Annotated in this window: 16 protein-coding genes and 1 other annotated feature (1 of these 17 running past the window's edge); of the genes, 4 read left to right on the top strand and 12 right to left on the bottom strand. The window is 60.1% G+C overall.

Annotated elements, in window-relative coordinates:
• Window positions 1–54: 54 nt before the first annotated feature.
• The gene (locus ACPW75_RS08290; protein WP_017408386.1) at window positions 55–1125 is read right to left on the bottom strand and encodes a helix-turn-helix transcriptional regulator; all 1071 of its coding nucleotides are present in this window, start codon (window positions 1123–1125) and stop codon (window positions 55–57) included.
• A 1040-nt stretch (window positions 1126–2165) separates the two neighbouring features.
• On the opposite strand from ACPW75_RS08290, the gene ACPW75_RS08285 reads away from it, so the two are divergent.
• Window positions 2166–3854, top strand: coding sequence for an ArnT family glycosyltransferase (locus ACPW75_RS08285; protein WP_041215998.1), 1689 nt, complete (start codon window positions 2166–2168; stop codon window positions 3852–3854).
• A gap of 187 nt (window positions 3855–4041) precedes the next feature.
• On the opposite strand, the gene ACPW75_RS08280 is transcribed toward ACPW75_RS08285, so the two are convergent.
• From ACPW75_RS08280 to ACPW75_RS08265, 4 genes are all read right to left on the bottom strand, one after another.
• Window positions 4042–4371, bottom strand: a complete 330-nt coding sequence (locus ACPW75_RS08280; protein WP_011706069.1) for a YbaB/EbfC family nucleoid-associated protein — start codon at window positions 4369–4371, stop codon at window positions 4042–4044.
• A gap of 115 nt (window positions 4372–4486) precedes the next feature.
• A complete protein-coding gene (gene dnaX / locus ACPW75_RS08275) occupies window positions 4487–7033 on the bottom strand; it encodes a DNA polymerase III subunit gamma/tau (RefSeq protein WP_077095451.1) in 2547 nt (848 codons plus the stop codon).
• Window positions 7034–7214: 181 nt separating this feature from the next.
• Window positions 7215–7760 carry an adenine phosphoribosyltransferase gene (gene apt, locus ACPW75_RS08270; RefSeq protein WP_016350746.1) on the bottom strand — a complete coding sequence of 182 codons (546 nt, stop codon included), beginning with the start codon at window positions 7758–7760 and terminating at the stop codon, window positions 7215–7217.
• A 131-nt stretch (window positions 7761–7891) separates the two neighbouring features.
• On the bottom strand, window positions 7892–8269 hold the full coding sequence (locus tag ACPW75_RS08265; protein WP_077095452.1) for a YbaN family protein: 378 nt from the start codon (window positions 8267–8269) through the stop codon (window positions 7892–7894).
• A gap of 218 nt (window positions 8270–8487) precedes the next feature.
• Between ACPW75_RS08265 and dusC the strand changes: the two genes are divergently transcribed.
• The 3 genes from dusC to ACPW75_RS08250 all read left to right on the top strand — a co-directional run bounded on the left by dusC (window position 8488) and on the right by ACPW75_RS08250 (window position 10751).
• Entirely contained in the window at window positions 8488–9432 is a 945-nt protein-coding gene (gene dusC, locus ACPW75_RS08260) for a tRNA dihydrouridine(16) synthase DusC (RefSeq protein WP_077095453.1), read from the top strand.
• Window positions 9433–9529: 97 nt separating this feature from the next.
• Complete coding sequence (locus ACPW75_RS08255) at window positions 9530–9898, top strand: TraR/DksA family transcriptional regulator (protein WP_011706064.1); 369 nt, start codon at window positions 9530–9532, stop codon at window positions 9896–9898.
• A 94-nt stretch (window positions 9899–9992) separates the two neighbouring features.
• Complete coding sequence (locus ACPW75_RS08250; protein ID WP_077095454.1) at window positions 9993–10751, top strand: substrate-binding periplasmic protein; 759 nt, start codon at window positions 9993–9995, stop codon at window positions 10749–10751.
• A gap of 47 nt (window positions 10752–10798) precedes the next feature.
• On the opposite strand, the gene rnd is transcribed toward ACPW75_RS08250, so the two are convergent.
• The 7 genes from rnd to ACPW75_RS08215 all read right to left on the bottom strand — a co-directional run bounded on the left by rnd (window position 10799) and on the right by ACPW75_RS08215 (window position 18412).
• The gene (gene rnd / locus ACPW75_RS08245) at window positions 10799–11911 is read right to left on the bottom strand and encodes a ribonuclease D (protein WP_174892443.1); all 1113 of its coding nucleotides are present in this window, start codon (window positions 11909–11911) and stop codon (window positions 10799–10801) included.
• A gap of 96 nt (window positions 11912–12007) precedes the next feature.
• Window positions 12008–13684 carry a long-chain-fatty-acid--CoA ligase FadD gene (gene fadD, locus ACPW75_RS08240; RefSeq protein ID WP_011706061.1) on the bottom strand — a complete coding sequence of 559 codons (1677 nt, stop codon included), beginning with the start codon at window positions 13682–13684 and terminating at the stop codon, window positions 12008–12010.
• Window positions 13685–13882: 198 nt separating this feature from the next.
• On the bottom strand, window positions 13883–14749 hold the full coding sequence (locus ACPW75_RS08235) for an alpha/beta fold hydrolase (RefSeq protein ID WP_179101321.1): 867 nt from the start codon (window positions 14747–14749) through the stop codon (window positions 13883–13885).
• 8 nt (window positions 14750–14757) lie between these two features.
• Window positions 14758–15273 (bottom strand): Slp family lipoprotein, encoded by a 516-nt coding sequence (locus tag ACPW75_RS08230; protein WP_016350775.1) that lies wholly within the window; start codon window positions 15271–15273, stop codon window positions 14758–14760.
• A gap of 95 nt (window positions 15274–15368) precedes the next feature.
• Window positions 15369–16070: a tRNA (adenosine(37)-N6)-threonylcarbamoyltransferase complex dimerization subunit type 1 TsaB gene (gene tsaB / locus ACPW75_RS08225; RefSeq protein WP_179101322.1), complete on the bottom strand. Its 702-nt coding sequence runs from the start codon at window positions 16068–16070 to the stop codon at window positions 15369–15371.
• A gap of 109 nt (window positions 16071–16179) precedes the next feature.
• Complete coding sequence (locus ACPW75_RS08220) at window positions 16180–18102, bottom strand: ATP-dependent DNA helicase (RefSeq protein WP_045789731.1); 1923 nt, start codon at window positions 18100–18102, stop codon at window positions 16180–16182.
• Between the two features lie 67 nt (window positions 18103–18169).
• Entirely contained in the window at window positions 18170–18412 is a 243-nt protein-coding gene (locus tag ACPW75_RS08215) for a hypothetical protein (RefSeq protein WP_077095456.1), read from the bottom strand.
• A gap of 186 nt (window positions 18413–18598) precedes the next feature.
• Window positions 18599–18657 (top strand) — a sequence feature (His leader region); it runs 70 nt beyond the window's last position.

Here is an 18657-nt window from a genome sequence, read left to right as displayed (position 1 = left end):
GGAGGCGCGAGCCGGGCACTATGTCCGGCTCACTCCAAGCATAGCTTGCATGGATCAGGAGATGGATTGCAGCAACAGCAAGAGCTCGTTCTGGCTGTGGCAGTCGGTCTTCTTGAAGACCCCTTTCAGGGTCGAGCGCACGGTTTCCACCTTGACGCCGCGCAGCTCGGCGATGTCGTTGCTGCTATAGCCCTTGCTCATCAGCACCAGCAACTCTTTCTCGCCGATGGTGAGCGGATAGAGGCTGGCCAGTGCTTCGATGTCGGGGTTGAAGGAGTGTTCGGGATCCCGCAGCACCACTTCCACATACCGCTCGAAGCGGTTGAGACCGCTCATCAGGGTGCACTGGATCAGCAATGGCCGCAGATTGGGCTGACGGGGAATGGACATATAAGCGCTGGCACCGGGCAGCAGATAGGCAAAACCATTCAATATCTCTTTGAACTGGCGTTGCTGCTCCTTATTTTGCAGCGAGAAAATACCATTGCCTGCCCGCAACTCCACGTTCTCGTCGGCAATACGATTGAAGGCCACATTGGAATAATGAATATGCCCTTTGTCATCGACGATGGCGCTGGGCTTATTGTGGTTTTTCACCAGCTGTTGCAGCTGATAATTCTGGGTTTCCAGGGCCAGCAGGTTCCAATAATGGTGGCTCCAGGCCGCGAGGCCAGAATAAACTTCGCCAAGGGAAGAAATTTCCTGGGCACTGAAATCATCCTGGGTAGCCGCCCGATAGGTACACAGGCTGCTCAGTCCCCGCCCCTTCACCCGGCAGACACCACCGGCCGCGAACTGGGCGCCGAAGCTGGCCAGCAGACCCGCCGAGTTGGACAGCGTGTTGGCGCTGACGATCCCCTGGCAGCCCTTGTCCAGATAGTGATTGAACCACACATCCTGGCGATGATGCTGGACGTAGAACTGCTGCTGGGCCTCGGTCAAGCCGCTCGCGAAGAGCTTGATGCCGTCGCTCTTGTCATCATCGCGCAACAGGAACAGCGACGAGCTGCCCGACACGTCGGAGCGGAACTGATCCACCACCAACTTAATGTCAGAATCATTAATACCGCACTCATATAACTGGCTTATATAGGGCGATACCCTTTCTTTTACTAATGCCTTCACACCCGAACTCCTAATTCTTATTTTTATTGAAGTGGCATCTTACTCTGCAATGAGAAATGCGAAAAGTAGTCAAATGAACAAAGGTTTTATAACTGATCCATAAATAGTAATGATGAAACGACATAAGCGTCTTCGAAAGCGAAAATCTTAAATCCAAGTTAATGTTTTATATGATTTTTGTCGTTGATGTTGGGTTTGTCTGCAACAAGGCAACAGGCCGGTACCACGGTCGATTGCGCGCAAAAGCACTCCTCTTGCACCATTTGTCGCGACAAGTTGCACTGCAACGACAAAATCATCCCGCCAGCCGGGTCGTTGCCCCAGTTATTCTGGGCCTGCCGCCGGCGCAACGCACTCCGCCATTCGCACGCATCGGCTGCAACTTGTCCAAAGATCTGCGGGCAACCAGCAAGGTTCTCTCGGCAACTCGAAGCGCTTCATCTCGACCTTCGTCCCCAGCATCCTCCTCATCGTCTTGGTCAACATGGATCAGCTGATGGTGATCTGGCTGCAGAATGAGCACACCCAAAAGACGCGATCACCTCACTTGCTGTTGACGTCTCCAGTCAAGCGAAGATCCCAACGCAACGCATCTGCTTTGCCTAACTTCGAGATTGCCTCGATACTTGGTGCACCTTCCATCAGGAGGTCGCACATATCGAGCTCCAGAAAACCGATATGAAAAATAAAAACATAGAAGCGGCCAGCGGTATCAATATATGGCCGGCATGTTTATCCATGGCTCGTCAAGCATCTTAGCGATGACCAAACCAAAAGTGTCAATGAGCCAATAAATGTATTTATTTGACAAATGGCAGAGCAAGACAAAATGTCTCCCCACAATAATGGTTAACGTCTTAAGTAATATTTGGTAACAACTTGTTCATTAGCATCCATCAGAATATGTGATACTAGATTGAGCATCGCTATTTTAGTGTGGTGAGCCTTTATCAATATGGATATTGCCACGACCCATTCTCAGACCACGGATGTCAGTCTGTTCGTTATCAAAGCGCAGCTTTACCTGCCGAGAGGACCTCATGCAGCCCACTAGCACAGCCCCGAATACGCATCTGTACGGATTATTGCTGATGGTGCTGGCCATCACTCTGATGGGCCAGTTTGGCCACCAGTTGTGGACCCCCGACGAGCCTCGTGAGGCGGCCATCGCCTGGGAGATGTTCACCAGCCGTGAACTGGCCATCCCGACACTGGGCGGCAGCAGCTTCATCGAAAAACCGCCCCTCTATTACATCCTCACCATTCCCTTTCTTGCCCTTCTCCACAACAACCTCGGCGTCACGGTGGCGCTGCGTCTGGTGGGAGCGCTGTGGGCCATGGCAACCCTGCTGTTCACCGGCCTGTTGGCCAGACGGGTACTGGGCTCCAGCACTGCCGCACTCTGGTCGGTGATCGCCCTGGGCACCATGGAGGGCTTCATCATGAACAGCCACTGGATCCGGGTCGATACCAGCCTCGCCTTTTTCGTCGCTTTCACCATGTGGGCATTTGCCGAATGGTATCTGGCGGATCGCCAGCACATGCTCTGGTGTGCAGGGCTTGGGCTCTCCCTCTGCTTTCTGGTCAAGGGCCCCATCGGTCCCATCACCCTCTTCTTCGGCTGGCTGGCGCTGTTTCTGCCGGCACTCAAACGCCAACTTGCACACCAGGAGGGAGGCCGCTTCGTGATACAGCACCTCGGCATGACCCTTCTGTTTGTCGCCCCCATCGCCGGCTGGCTGCTGGCCCTGTGGCAGCATCCTGAGGGAGAGTCGCTCTGGCAGCAGTGGTTCTGGCAAAATCAGGTGGGCAGGTTGACGGGCAGCTCGGCCGAGCTCGGTCACATCAAGCCCGGTGAATACCTCTTTTACCTTGGCGGGCTGGCCGAATACACCCTGCCCTGGCTGCCCCTGGTGCTGCTCTGGTGCTGGCAGACCCTCAGGCAGAAGCAGTGGAGCGCCTCCCGCCTGTTTCTGCTGAGCTGGGCGCTGGGCACCCTGCTGCTGCTCAGCATTGCCTCCACCAAGCGGACTCTCTACCTCTTTCCACTGATGCCGGTCTTTGCCCTGATGATCGGGCAACTGAGCGTCTGCTGGCCTCGCTGGCTCAATGGTTATGGCCGTGGCTGGACCTTGTTCATGTTCCTGTTTGCACTGGCGCTACTGACGGCCCCCTTTTATCTGCCGCTGTTGCCGCTGGAAATACCCGATAACGTGCTCAGGGTCATCAGTACGCTGGGCTGGCGGCATGTATTTGCGGCCATATTACTTATCTTTGCAGTAGAACAGTTGTGGCGCTGGCGCGAAATACACAGTGCAACCTTGCTGGCCAGCGCAGCCGGCATTATGTTTATGCTGACGTTTATTCTGGCCTACCCCGCCATTGATGCTGCCAAGAATATGAAAGATGACACCCAACACTTCTTGGTTAAAATACCGCTAGAACAACGCGCCAATATTGCCGGCTGGCAATTTGGTGAAACCGAACGCGGATTATTTTCGGTATATGGCAACTGGCAAATAACCAATGTCGACAAGGCCCGCCTCAATGCTATTTTGACCTGCAAGGACCCCGTCTATACCAGCCTGCTCATCAACCAGGATGACCCGCATTTCCAGCTGGCCCAGTTGCTGGCAGAGCTGCCTTACCAGCTGCTGGCGACAGGCCACCCCAGGGTGGACAAGGATGCCCGAGCCATCTATTGGGTGAAGGGACGCTGCCTGCCTTGATGATCCCCCCCTGCATGGCTGGGGTAGCACTTCACAGTTGCGCGCCAGCAGACGACCAAACAAGACCGGCTATCGCCTTGCAAACCGGATAAAAAAACACAGCGGATACATTTCTGTATCCGCTGTGTAGTCTGGTCACGCCGTCATCTGCAAGAAACGCGGTACGGCGCGCTCTGCCAAGCCGAGCTTAGAACGGCATCTTGAAGCCGGGGGGCAGTTGCATGCCGCCGGTCAGTTCGCCCATCTTGCTCTTGTTCTGCTCTTCCACGCGACGCACGGCATCGTTGACAGCTGCGGCCACCAGATCTTCCAGCATCTCTTTGTCATCTTCCATCAGGCTCGGGTCGATCTCGATGCGGCGCACGCTGTGGCTGCCGGCCATGGTGACCTTGACCATGCCAGCGCCGGCTTCACCGACCACTTCCATCTGGGCAAGCTGCTCTTGCATCTTCTGCATGCGCTCTTGCATCTGTTGGGCCTGTTTCATCAGGTTCCCCATTCCACCTTTACCAAACATATGTCGTCTCTCGTCTTGAAATCCGGCATCCAGCGCCGGGCCGTGGGTTTACCCGTCCTAAGTGGGGACAGCCAAACCATTTTTCAACCGGGCACCAGGCCCGGCATGGTGTTTGTCAGCGACTCAGCGGCTCTATGCTGTCGTGGTGAAGCACGGCGCCGAATCGCTGCTGCAAAAATTGCACGTTGGGATCCTGCTCCAGATCTCGGGTGACCTGCTCACGCACCCCGAGATAGAGGCGATGTTCTATCTCCAGCGGCGTCTCCTGCTCGGGCACACTGCCCAGCGTGACCGCCACCTGCACCGGTTGCCCCAGCTCGGGGCCGATGATCTCGGCCAGATCGGCGCACGCCCTGTCGCTGATCAGATGGCGCTGCTCCGGTTTGAGGGTCAACAGTACCTTGTCCCCCTGCTGGCTCATGACCGAGTTGATGGCCAGCTGACGCAGCCGACCACCGACACCGGTGCGGGCAATCAGCTCGGCCCAGGGATCGCCACAGCTGTTCAGCAGGGAGGACGGGATCAATCTGGCCACCACTTCTCCCGCTTGCGGCTGGCTGTCACCCTCCAGCTCGTCCCAGTCGATGGTTTCCATCACCGAGACCGCTGGTGCCGGCTCGCTGGCAACGACCTCGCGAGAGGCCGTCACGGGAGCCGCAACAGGCGCAGCGCTAACCTGCCGAGGTGCACTGCCGTCCAGATCCCAGGGCGGCAGATCGTCTGACTGAGGACGTGTCACGGCCGCGGGGACAGGTACCGGTGAAGCCGCTTGGGCAGCCCGCTCCGGCAGAGGGGCGCTGGCAAACGCATCGCTGAAACCTTGGCTCAAATACTCTTCGTAGTCGCTGCCGCTCTCTTCATAGGCATCGAGCGGCGGCAAGTCGTCATACCCCGTCTGCGGGGCTGGCCGGGCAGACGTCTGCCCTTGCCCATCAACTCGCGCCGGTTGCGGCTCGAACGCCGGGGATGACGTGGCGGAAACTGACTGTATTGCAGTTGCCGGTCTGGCGGCTGCCACCGGTTTGGCGGGCGCTGCGCGCACAGCGCTGGTCGCCGCAGACGGTTCGCTGCGCAGGCGACTGCGCAACAGATTGCGCTTGCCAAGCAGGCTTTGCATGCTGGAGACCGTCGAGGGAACGGCTTCTGCGTCGGCCACCACCTCGGCCTGCGCAATTGGCTCGGGCTCGGCCATGACAGGCATTGAGGGGGGAGCCACAGACGGCTCTGCCGGCAGGTCGCCGGACGCGGCCGGCAACGTAACCGCCTCGTAGCCCATCTGCTCGGCCTCGCGCAGCAACTCATCCTGCTCGGCAAACAGCGGATCCAGCTCGGCGCCGTTATCCTGTCTATCCGGCGCTGGCTCGACAGCTGTAGGCTCGGCCATCACCACAGGGGCCATGGTCGCTGCAGGCGCGGTGGCGGCAACCGCAGACGAAGCCAGTGGCGCTGCGCTGGCAGCCGGGGCCGGCTCAGCCCCCTGGGGCTTTCCCGGCGCCGCTGCGCCACTTCTCGCCTCTGTCGCAAACCCTCCCATGGCGGGGGGCAGCGCCGTCAGGCTGGCAGGGTGCAGTACTTCGCGCCGGGGCGAGAAGGCCAGCATCCGCAGGCAGGTCATCTCCAGTGCGGTGCGGCCATCGGGGGCCCAGGGCAGATCCTTGCGACCGCCCAGCACGATCTGATAGCAGAGCTGCACCTCTTCCGGGCTCATGGCCTGGGCCAGCTGCAGCAGGGCATCGGCGTCCGCCCCCTGCTCCTGCACGGTGGCGGGCAGCAGCTGCGCCATGGCGATGCGATGGAGCAACCCTTCCAGCTCGGCGTGCAGCTGATCAAAATCGGGGCCCAGGGTGGCGATTTCGGTGATCTTGGCCATGGTGGCCGGCGCATCCTGGCGCAGCACCGCCTCCAGCAGCTGGTGCAGATGGCGATGATCGAGCGTGCCCAGCATGGCCAGCACGCTGTCGAGGCGCACGCTGCCATTGCCGTGGGCCAGCGCCTGATCGGTCAGGCTCAGGGCATCGCGCATGCTGCCGTCAGCCGCCTTGGCCAGCGCCAGCAGGGCGCGTGGTTCAAAGGGTTGCCCCTCCTGATCCAGCACCCATTCGAGCTGCTTGGCGATCTGGGTCTGATCCAGACTCTTCAGATGAAACTGCAGGCAGCGCGAGAGGATGGTGATCGGCAGCTTCTGCGGATCCGTGGTTGCCAGCAGGAACTTCACATAGGGGGGCGGCTCTTCCAGGGTTTTCAGCAGGGCGTTGAAGCTGTGGCGCGACAACATGTGCACTTCATCGATGAGATAGACCTTGAAGCGGCCACGGGCCGGCCGGTACTGCACGTTGTCGAGCAGTTCGCGGGTATCTTCCACCTTGGTACGCGACGCAGCATCGATCTCCAGCAGGTCGACGAAGTTGCCCTGATCGATCTCGCGGCAGGTGTCACACACCCCGCACGGGTGGCTGCTGATCCCCTGCTCGCAGTTGAGGCTCTTGGCCAGGATGCGGGCGATAGTAGTCTTGCCGACCCCGCGGGTGCCGCTCAGCAGATAGGCGTGATGCAGCCGTCCCTGATCCAGGGCGTTGGTCAAGGCGGTCAGCACATGGTGCTGGCCTACCACTTGTTCAAACGTATGGGGGCGCCATTTACGCGCCAGAACCTGATAGCTCATAGATCTCGATGCAGGGATGACAAGGCATTGAGGCTGGATGCTAACACAAATGCGGGGCGGGCTGTATCGGCTATCGGCCAGGGCGAGAGGGATCGCTTGAATTTCAAACCGATGCCCGTACGGGCACCGGTCTGGACGCAGGCAGGCTGACGAGACCTGCCTGCTTGGTGAAACTGGGGGCTTATTCGCCCGGCAGTTCGACCAGAGAAACCACCTTGACGCCGGCGGCAGTCAGGCGAGCATCACCACCGAGGGACGGCAGGGAGATAATGAAAGCGGCATCAACCACTTCACCGCCTGCGCGGCGAATGAGCTTGACGGTGGCATCGACGGTGCCGCCGGTGGCCAGCAGATCGTCCACGACCAGCACCTTGTCACCGGGCACGATGGCGTCGGTGTGCAGTTGCAGGGTGTCGGTGCCGTATTCGAGGGCGTAGGACTCTTCGATGACGGCGCGGGGCAGTTTGCCCGGCTTGCGAACCGGCACGAAGCCCAGACCCATGGCGTAGGCAACCGGCGCACCGAAGATGAAGCCGCGCGCTTCGGTACCGACAATCTTGGTGATCCCTTGATCACGATAGTGATTGGCCAGCAGATCGATGGTGGCCTTGAAGGCATCGGCATTCTCGATCAGGCTGGTGATGTCGCGAAACAGGATGCCCGGCTTCGGATAGTCGGGAATGGTCTTGATGCTCGCTTCGATAAATTTCAGGGTTTCCGGATTCATGGTTTGACCGTTTGTTTTTCGACGCAGATGGTCGTTTCTCTCAGCTTCCCGCCAGCGGGAAATAAAAAGGCCCGTCACGCAAAAATGACAGGCCGACTCCATAGCATTATTGCCGCAATAGCTTAGGGACTTCACTTCTCCATTGCAACTGGCTCCAGCACCGGCAGACGCATTAACCAGGTGAGCAGGATCACCATTATGGCAATGAGCAGCAGCCTGACCCACAGCAGGGGGACCACCGCCAGCGACACCGAGAAGGAGAACAGAATGAAGAGGATGGCACGCCGCCGCGCATGGCGGCGAATGCCGCGATACTGCTGCCAGTCGGCAATGGGCGGCCCAAACCAGGGATGGGCCAGCAGCCAGCGGTGAAAACGAGGGGACGAGCGGGCAAACAGGGCCGCCGCCAGCAACATGAAGGGCGTGGTCGGCAGCAGGGGCAGCACGATGCCGATGATGCCGGTCACGAATGCCAGCCAGCCCAACCCCATCAAACACCAACGTTTCATCACAACCCCTCTTGCATACCCTTGCGTCATCCTAACAGGATCCACCCCCATGTTGACAACGATTCCCATTACCACGGCAACTGATGTCCTGGATTGCGCTGCTTGCGCGCCAGTCATGGCCTTAACCTGCCCCCTTCCCGTGGCGTGACGGCTGACAACCTGCCCCGTTACTACTACAATCTGCGCTCTTTTTCTCTGTTTGCCCTTCGGAACCGGTTATGCGCGTTATTTTGGCCCCCATGCAGGGGGTGCTGGATCACTTGATGCGGGAGGTGCTCACCTCCGTCAACGATTACGACCTCTGCGTCAGCGAATTCATTCGGGTGGTCGATCAGCTGCTGCCGGCCAAGGTGTTTCATCGCCTCTGTCCCGAGCTCAAGCAGGACGGCAAGACCCGGGCCGGCACCCCGGTGCGGGTACAACTGCTGGGCCAGCACCCCGAATGGCTGGCCGAAAACGCGCTGCGGGCCATCGAGCTCGGTTCCCCCGGCGTCGATCTCAACTTCGGCTGCCCCGCCCCCACGGTCAACAAGAGCAAGGGGGGCGCCGTGCTGCTCAAAGAGCCCGACACCATCTATCGCATCGTCAAGGCGGTGCGCGAAGCGGTGCCTGCCCATCTGCCGGTGAGCGCCAAGATCCGCCTCGGCTACGATGACAAGGAGCTCTATCTGGAGAACGCCCAGGCCGTTCATCAAGGCGGCGCCAACGAGCTGGCGGTGCATGCCCGCACCAAGCGCGAAGGCTACAAGGCGCCGGCCCACTGGGAGTATGTGGACGCCATTCGCCGTGCCCTGCCCATTTCCGTCACCGCCAACGGCGAGATCTGGGATCATGCGGATGCCCTCGCCTGCGCCCAAGTCTCCGGCTGCGATACCCTGATGGTGGGTCGCGGCGCCATCTCCCTGCCCAATCTGGCCAACGTGATGAAGACCGGCTGCGCCCACATGAGCTGGGCCGAGGTACTGCAGCTGATGGTGAGCTACACCGAGCAGGACTTGGCGAGCGAGAAGGCAGACTACTACCCGAGCCGGATCAAGCAGTGGTTCAGCTATCTCAAGCGGGAGTATCCCGAGGCGGATCGGCTGTTTGGGGAAATCCGGGTACTCAAGGAGACCCATCCCATCCGGGATGCCTTGCTGCAGGCGTCGAAAACTGTGATCTAACCGTCCTTTACTTGACGCATATCATCTTGATAATCCTGTCGCTTCCCTATACTGCCCCAGATTCGTAATTCGTCTGTTGGGGGCTAGTGTGTGTGAAATGACGCAAGCTCAGTTGGCCGTGTGGCGTGATCGCCTGCTGACTGACTGGGCGCAAGTAAGAGAAGAGCTGATCGGTCAGCTCAAAGCCTGTCGGCGTGACGAGTGGGCAGAAAAGGTGGATCACTGCGAGCGGGATCAACTGGTGGATCTGACCAGCCGTCTCGACTTGCCCAAGGTGGAGCAGAGCGTGGCTCGCCTCAAGCGCATCGATGCCGCCCTCTGTCAGATGGATCTGGGCCTCTATGGCCTCTGTTCCGACTGCGAGGAGCCGCTGGCCATCGAACAGCTGGAACAGGACCCGACCCTGCAACGCTGCCCGCGCTGCGAAGCCCGCTATCGCAAGGGATTCCACGCCCACGAACTCTGAGGGATGCACGTCCGTGCATCCTCTTCTGCGGGCTGGTCAGCCCGACATTTCTATTCAATAATCAACAACAACCACGCTGAACAGGGACATCTCCGTGTACAGAGTCTTGTTGTTATGGTGTTTGTGCTGCTCCGCCTGGGCGCAAGAGTCGCTGCTGGTAGGCTGGTCAAGCTGGCACCCGTTCAGCTTTCGCGACGAACAGCAGCAACTGCAGGGGCTGGATATCGACCTGCTGGAAGCCATCTTCAACCGGGCTGGGTTTCACGCCAACTACAGCGAGATGCCCTGGGCCCGCGTGCTGCGCGAGCTGGAGTTCGGTACCATCCAACTGACCATGTCCGCCAACCAGACCGCCGAGCGCGACCTGTATGCCCGCTTTACCCTGCCCTATCGCAATGAAGAGACCGTGCTGCTCATCCGCCGTCAGGACAAGGGTCGCTGGCAGGAGATAACACAGCTCTCCGACTTGCTCTCCCGGCCGGACTTCACCATCGGCCTGCTGCGTGATTTTGATTACGGCACCGATTTTCGCACCTTCATGCAGTCACCCCAGATGCAGCAGCGACTGCTGGTCAGGCTGAAAACGGAGCCGCTGATCAAACTACTGCTGGCCGGCCGGATCCAGGGGGTTGTCATGGACCCCATGGGATTGCAGCAGCTCAATCTGGCCGGGATCCCCCTCGATCAACTGACCCCCCTGCTCGACATCCAGCAGACCCCAGTCCACCTGATGTTGAGTCGTCGCACCACCACGCCACAGCAACTGCAACGGCTTGATGAGGCGATCCGGGCGCTGCTGCAGAGCCCGGTGTACGGGCAGATCCTGGCTCGCTACCGCTATCCGCTGCAGTAACGCCGACAAAAAAAGGGGCCCCGAGGGCCCCTTTTTCTGTTTTGTGATCACTGTGCCAGCAAGTGGCCAACCAGTTCATGGCGCCAGCCCTGCAGCAGCATCGGCTTGTCGGCCCGGGCGCGCTCTTCGTCGCTCATGCGCCAGCTCCAGGTGAAGTACTGGTGAATGATCTTCTTGCTGGCCACCAGCTCGGGCGGAATGTTGCTGGCCTTGGCCTTCTCTTCCACCATCCCCTTGATCCGCTTGAGCTCGGCCTTGTACTGGGGGTAGTCCACCAGCCGGCGAATGGGCTCGGGCCAGCTGTCGGGATCGCTCTGCTGAGCTGCGGCCACGATGTCGAGCATCCGCTTGCCGTGGATCTTGATCTCGATGGGGGCCAGCCCCAGCTCGTTCAGATCGCGCAGCGACGTGGGTCTGCGCTCCGCCACCTTGAACAGGTGCAGCTCTTTGACCACGAAGTTGAGGGCCAGATCACGGCGCACTGCCTCCTGCTGACGCCAGGCGGCCAGCTCACGCAGGATCGCCAGCTCACGACGCCCCAGTTGCCAGGCATTGACGATGTCGAGATAGGCCTGGCGAGGATCGCTGGTCTGGGTCTTGCGGGCGGAGTGGTTCTGGCACTCCTGCTCGAACCAGGCGAACTTGCCGCTCTCATGCAGCTTGGCCATCACCTTCTCGTAGAGTGGTAGCAGATAAAACACGTCGGCCGCCGCGTACTCGAGCTGGCGAGGTGTGAGCGGGCGCGCCAGCCAGTCGGTGCGGGCCTGATCCTTTTCCAGCTCCACCGCGAGAAACTCGTTGACCAGGGCGCCAAAACCGACCGATACCCCGTAACCCAGAAAGGCGGCGGCCAGCTGGGTGTCGTGCATCTGGTTGGGCAGATGGCCCGCCTGATGCTGGATAAGCTCCAGATCTTCACCGGAGGCGTGCAAGATGGCGATCTGCCCTGCCCGGCCGAGCCGTTGCCAGAGGGAGGAGAGATCCAGCGTCAGCGGATCCAGCAGTGCCAGATGCTCACCGTCATAGATCTGGAACAGGCCCAGCTGGGGATAGTAGGTGCGGGTGCGAACGAATTCAGTATCGATGGCCAGGGGAACGTCGGCCAGGGAGGCGAGATACTGCTCCAGTTCGGCTTGCTGTGAAATGAGTTGATAGTGCATCTGTGCCTGCGCGTTGATCAGGGCCAAAAGAAAAAACCGTGGGCTGACCCACGGTTTTGCATAACGACGGCATGCTGCTTGGCAGCGCCACGCCGGTTACTGCTTGGCAATCTCCTCGTCGCGCAGCACGCGGCGCAGGATCTTGCCCACATTGGTCTTGGGAAGTTCGTCACGAAATTCTACCAGTTTCGGTACCTTATAGGCAGTCAGATGTTTGCGGCAGTGAGCAATAATCTCGTCTTCCTGCAGCTTTGCATCTTTCTTGACCACGAAGATCTTCACCAGCTCGCCGGAGACCTTGTGCGGCACGCCGACGGCGGCCACTTCCAGCACTTTCGGGTGCAGCGCCACCACGTCTTCAATTTCGTTCGGATACACGTTGAAGCCGGAGACCAGGATCATGTCCTTCTTGCGATCGACGATCTTGAAGAAGCCCTGCTCGTCGCACACCGCGATGTCGCCGGTACAGAGCCAGCCATCCTGCATCACCTCGGCGGTGGCTTCCGGCCGCTGCCAGTAACCGCTCATCACCTGCGGGCCGCGTACCTGCATCTCGCCGGGTTTGCCAAGCTCGTGGATCACCTGACCTGCATCATCCACCAGACGAATGTCGGTAGAGCAGACTGGCAGACCGATGGAGCCGTTGTAGTCGAGCAGATCATAGGGGCAGACGCTCACCAGTGGCGAACACTCGGTCAGGCCGTAGCCTTCCAGCAGCGGCGTATCGGTCAGCCCTTTCCACTGTTCGGCTACCGCCCGCTGCACCGCCATGCCACCACCTATGGTCAGCTTCAGGCGGGAGAAGTCCATCGACTGGAACTCCCCATTGTTGACCAGCGCATTGAACAGGGTGTTGACCCCGGTGATGCAGGTAAAGGGGTACTTTCTGATCTCTTTGACAAAGCCCGGGATGTCGCGCGGGTTGCTGATGAGCAGGTTGTAACCGCCGATGCGCATGAACAGCAGGCAGTTCACGGTCAATGCAAACACGTGATAGAGCGGCAGTGCGGTGACCACGAACTCCTTACCCCGCTCCAGCATGGGGCCGTATACCCCGAGGCACTGCTCGACGTTGGCGATGAGATTGCGGTGAGTCAGCATGGCCCCCTTGGAGAGGCCGGTGGTACCGCCGGTGTACTGCAGGAAGGCCAGATCGTCGTTATTGATCTCGGGCTTGATGTACTGCAGATAGCGGCCCTTGGCCAGCGCCTGGCGCATGGTGCTGGCGTGGGGCAGATTGTATTTGGGCACCAGCTTCTTGACGTATTTCACCACGAAGTTGACCAGGGTGCCCTTGGCCAGACCCAGGTTGTCCCCCATGCGGGTCAGGATCACGTGCTTGACCGGGGTATCGTAGACCACTTTTTCCAGGGTATGGGCAAAGTTGGAGACGATGACGATGGCCTTGGCACCGGAGTCCTTGAGCTGATGTTCCAGCTCGCGCGGGGTGTAGAGCGGGTTGACGTTGACCACTATCATGCCGGCACGCAGGATGCCGAACACCGCGATGGGGTACTGCAGCAGGTTGGGCATCATCACAGCGACCCTGTCACCCTGGCTGAGCTTGAGCTCGTTTTGCAGGTAGGCGGCAAAGGCGCGGGACTGCTCTTCGAGGCGACGGTAGGTAATGGTCTGCCCCATGTTGACGAAGGCAGGCTGGTCGGCGAATTCGTTCACCGACTCTTCAAACATTTCGACCAGGGAGCTGTATTGGTCTGGATTGATCTCGGCGGGCACCCCTTCTGGATAACGCTTCAGCCAGACTTTTTCCACGAACTTCTCCTGCATAACTAGCACCTGTGCGCTCACTGTGTTGCCTCCGTCCCTGTTCACATCCATTTCAAGCAGTTGTTTTAAGCTCATACTCTAATGCCGCCCATATTTACATAGGGCAACATCAATTAACAGCAAATTAACAACGGAAAAATGTGAGGGAGAAGACAAACCTGGAATTATTGAAAGCCGTCGATTCTACCGAATTTGACAAAATTTTTCGATACAAACCGCGGTCTCTGCCGAATTTTCCATATGAAAATGGTGGTTTCCCGCCAAAACGACCCGCTCTATCTGGGTAAACGCGGCATGACGCTGTTGCCACTGCGCCTGCAGGCTGGCAAAACCCTCTGCACCGGCGATAAACAGTACCGGGCAACGGATGGCCCGGATCAGCGCCTGGGCCTGCCCTTCGCTCATGCGCATGGGGGAGAGATCCCGCAAACAAGGATCGCTGCGCCAATGCCAGCGCCCTGCCCGTACTTCCAGCTGCCGCTCGCAGATGAGGCGTGCCGAACCTGGGTCAATGTCGGCCACCTTGCAACGCGCCGCCACCGCTTCATCGATGGACGCAAAGCCCAGGGAGGCTCGCTCGCGGGTGCGACTGCGATTCAGGATGGCGCGGCGCAGTTGCTCCGGCACCGCCTCGTCGGGTTGGCTGAGAGGCCCGAGCCCCTCCAGCAGGATGAGTCGCTCCACCTGCTCGGGGAAGACCCCGGCATAGGCGGAGGCGATCAAGGCCCCGAGGGAGTGGCCAAGCAGCGTGAAGGCCGTCCAGCCCGCCGCCTGAGCGATCTGGTAGAGATCGTCCAGCCAGTCGACAAAGACATAGGGCGTGCTCTTGTGATCCGAGCGACCGTGCCCCGGCAGATCGATGCAGACCAGCTGAAAGTGGGTCAGATAGGGGGCAAGGGGCACAAAGCTCGCACTGTTGTCGAGCCAGCCATGTAGCGCAACCAGCAAGGGTTTGCTGGTCTGCTCATCCGGCATTGGCTGACTCTCAAGCAAGGCCACCCGGCGGCCATCGGCCAGGGTCAGGAAACGCTCCTGCAGCACGGTCTTCACTCCTGGTCCTAGCGGCGCAGCGGCCGTCTCGGCCAGTAGGGATCATAGAAGGGGTCGTAGAAGTAGGGATCCACATAGCGAACCTCTACCTCCTTGACCGGCGGCCACAGCTTGCTGCCCGTCACCTTGAGCACCGAGAAGCGGTATTTGTGCTCGCCTATCTGGCTGTCGAGCGGCTTGTCGATGGTGCCAAGCACCGTCAGGCTGCGCCCCTTGGCATAGAGGGTCGGGTCGACAAAGCCCTGCATGATGGCCAGAAAACGGCCCGGGCTCTGCTCGGTCTGCTCTGGCACCCCGTTGGACTTGAGCGGCAGATAGACCACCTCGATGACGCTCTGATCCGCCTTGTTGTGTACTGCCGAGATGACCCCGCTCCAGCGGGCCGGTTTGCCCTCCAGGCCGGCAAGGGCCGGCTGGTAGGCCACCAGCTGGTTGGCGGGCTCATAGGCCAGCTCTTTCGGGACCGAGCTGCAGGCACCGAGCAAGAGCCCTGCGGCCCCCATCACCATTGCACGCTTCAACATGTCACGCTCCTCTGGCCGGATGAAACCGGCCTGTCAACCACCCGCAATGGGGCATGTTCCCAGCGGCGTGAGCGACATGCCTGCCACTCCCGCCCTTATTCGCGACCCGGCAGCTTCTTCCAGGTCACCTTGTCACGCAAATAGACCGGGGTCGCCTGCTCCACCGCCACCGCTTCGCCCGCCAGCCAGGCGCTGCGCGCCAGTGGCAGCATGTCTTCTGCCGCCGGGAAACGCACCTGACTCGCTACCAGCTCGTCGGCAAGACCACTCAAAATCTCGCCATAGGTCTCAAAACCGGTGCCGACGCAGGTCACCCGACCCGCCAGCTTGCCACGGACGTCAACCAGTGCCGCGGGATCGCTCACCACCTCGTCGCCCACCAGCTGCATGCGGCCGTCGATCAGCTCATAACGGCCGAAATAGACCTCGTTCATCCGCGCATCGATGGCGGTCAACACCTGTTCGGCGCCATCCAGTCGGTGGGCGCCTTGCGCCATGGCGGCCAGGGTGGAGATGCCGATCAGCGGCACGCCGGCCCCAAATGCCAGGCCCTGCGCCACACCGATGCCGATCCGCACCCCGGTAAAGGAGCCGGGACCACGGCCAAAGGCAATGGCATCGAGCTCATCCAAGGTTATCCCGGCGTCGTCCAACACAGCCTGAACCATGGGCAGGATCTTGCGGGTGTGATCCCGCGGCGCCTCCTCCCAGCGGGAGAACACCTGCGCCCCCACCAGCAAGGCGGCGGAGCAGGCTTCGGTGGCGGTATCAACGGCCAGGATCTTCAACTCGTTCATGCTTTCCAATCTCTATAAAATCAGTCAATTACATAATCTGCAAGCAGACAGTGCCAGCAGTTTTTCAAAATGTTGCAAGGCTTGGCCGGCCGCGGCCGCGCAAACGCGATCACCGACCGGCGAGCGCCTGCTGCTCAAAGAAATTCCCCAGCATCGCCAGCTCCCGGGTCCGTGGAATGGCGGGCAGACTCTTGATAAAGGTGGCACCGTAGGGCTTGTTGACCATGCGGGGATCACAGATGACCAGTACTCCGTGATCACTGCGATCACGGATGAGCCGCCCCACCCCCTGTTTCAAGGCGATCACCGCCTTGGGCAACTGGATATCGGCGAAAGGATCGCCGCCCCTGAGCTTGCAGTCGTCCACTCGCGCTTTAAGCTGCGGATCATCGGGGCTGGCAAACGGCAGCTTGTCGATGATAACACAGGAGAGCGCCGCCCCCCGCACGTCGATCCCCTCCCAGAAGCTGCTGGTCGCCACCAGCACGGCGCGGCCATTCTCGACGAACTCCTTGAGCAATCGCTGCTTGTTGTCCTCCCCCTGCAGCAGGACGGTACGGCCGATCTCCCGGCGCAGCACCTCGGCCACCTGCCGCATTACCTGATGGCTGGTACAGAGAAAAAAACAGCCCCCCGGCGTCTTGTTGATGAGCGGGATCATCAAATTGGCCAGCTGCTCGCCACGGCCAAAGGCATTGGGCTCGGGCAGAAAGCGCGGCACGCACAGCCGCGCCTGCTCGCTATAGTCGAACGGGCTGTCGAGAATAAGCTCGGCACTGCCAGCCAGTCCCAGCTCGGCTTTGAAGTGATCAAAGCGCATGTCCACCGTCAGGGTGGCCGAGGTAAACACCCAGGCGACCTCTGGGCGCAGCACCTCGGCGCCAAAGCGCTCGGCCACCGACAGCGGGGTCAGGTTGAGGGTGAAATGGAGCCGCGAGCAGTCGTACCAGTAGGAGAAACCGGTCTGGTTGATGGCCAATACCTCTCCCAACCGGGTGCGCAGCTCACTGATCCGCTCGAAACAGTGATCCAGCTGCTCGCCGCGCCCGAGCGCCAGTTTCAGCACCTCGTAGCAGAGTCCGAGGGCATCGTTGAGGCGGGCCAGCGCCTGGCCCCAGAGCGGCTGGCGCAGCATGTCGCGGGTGTTGCCGCGCCCACCGTCCACCCCGAAGGCGAGCCGCAGATCCTGGCTGGCAATGGCAAGCCGGTCGGCCGCCTTGCCGAGCTGGGCCATGTCGTGGGCCTCGGCCCGATAGGCGAGCTGGATATCCTGCGCCAGATCCAGGATGGTGCGGCTGCCCACCGATTTGCCGAAGTAGTTGGTGGCGATCTCGGGCAGCTGGTGCGCTTCGTCAAACACGTAAACCTGTGCTTCGGGCACCAGCTCGCCAAATCCGGTGTCTTTGACCGCCATGTCGGCGAAGAAGAGGTGGTGGTTGATCACCACAACCTGGGCATCCATGGCACGGCGGCGGGCCACCACCAGATGGCAGTCGTCGTAATAGGGGCAGTCGCGACCGAGGCAATTTTCATTGGTGCTGGTGACGTGCGCGAGGATTTCGGCGTTCTCCTGCAGCCCCGGAATATCCCCCACGTCGCCGTTGTCGGTGGCGGTGGACCAGGACTTCACCTTGACCAGATCATTGAGCACTTCCGGTTTTTGCAGGTGGGATTCGCTGAGCAGCCGGTTCATCCGCTCGATGCACAGATAGTTGCTGCGCCCCTTGAGCAGGGCCACCGGCGGGGTATAGGAGAGCGCCCCCGTGATGGTGGGGAGATCGCGGTAGAAAAGCTGCTCCTGCAGGTTCTTGGAGCCGGTGCTGATCACCACCCGTTTGCCGGATTCCAGCGCCGGCACCAGGTAGGCGTAGGTCTTGCCGGTACCGGTGCCCGCCTCCACCAGCAAGCGACCATGCTCCTTGATGGCACGCGCCACCGCCTCGGCCATCTCCAGTTGCGGGGCACGGGCTTTGAAGCCGTCGATATGGCTGGCCAGAGGGCCGTCTGGCTTGAACAGGGTCTGGATGGTCAAAAGGGCGTCCCGCAGCAAAAGGGGGCATTATGCCAAAAGTGTGGCAAAAGCGGGACTGATTCTGCGCCTAGACGAAGAGATCGATCTGGTGATCGGGATCCGGCTTGTGATCGTCCTCTTCAGATGCTGGCTGATCACGCTTGGCCGATGGATAAGGCTGCTGGCGCTGCTGGGAGTCACCGTTGTCGGTGCTGGTCTTGCGCAGCTGATGCTTCTGGCTGATCTGGGTCACTTCCCGCTTGATGTCGTCACTGCTCGGGGCAGCCGGTGCCCGGGGCAGAATGGGGAATAACAGGTCCTGACTGGGCATGATGTCGCCTCCTCTGGCTCACCTTGTCTAGTTATCGACCAGAGAACCGTTTTCTCAACTTTAATCGACCAAATCACATTTTCCGGTTGCTTTTTCCGTCAAGGCAGGTAGTTTAAATCGGGCGTCAACTACGACATCTTATTTGTAAAGGATTGATTACATGCAGTTCACCAGCCTGAAGACTCATCACCACCATCATCATCCCGAATAGTCTTTCAGGAGGTTGACTGCTGGAAGACACTTAA

It is taken from the genome of Aeromonas sp. FL131, from assembly GCF_049860615.1.
GTDB lineage: Bacteria > Pseudomonadota > Gammaproteobacteria > Enterobacterales > Aeromonadaceae > Aeromonas > Aeromonas hydrophila.
The sequence above is the reverse complement of the archived record's forward strand: the minus strand, read 5'-3'. Positions and strand labels throughout refer to the sequence as shown.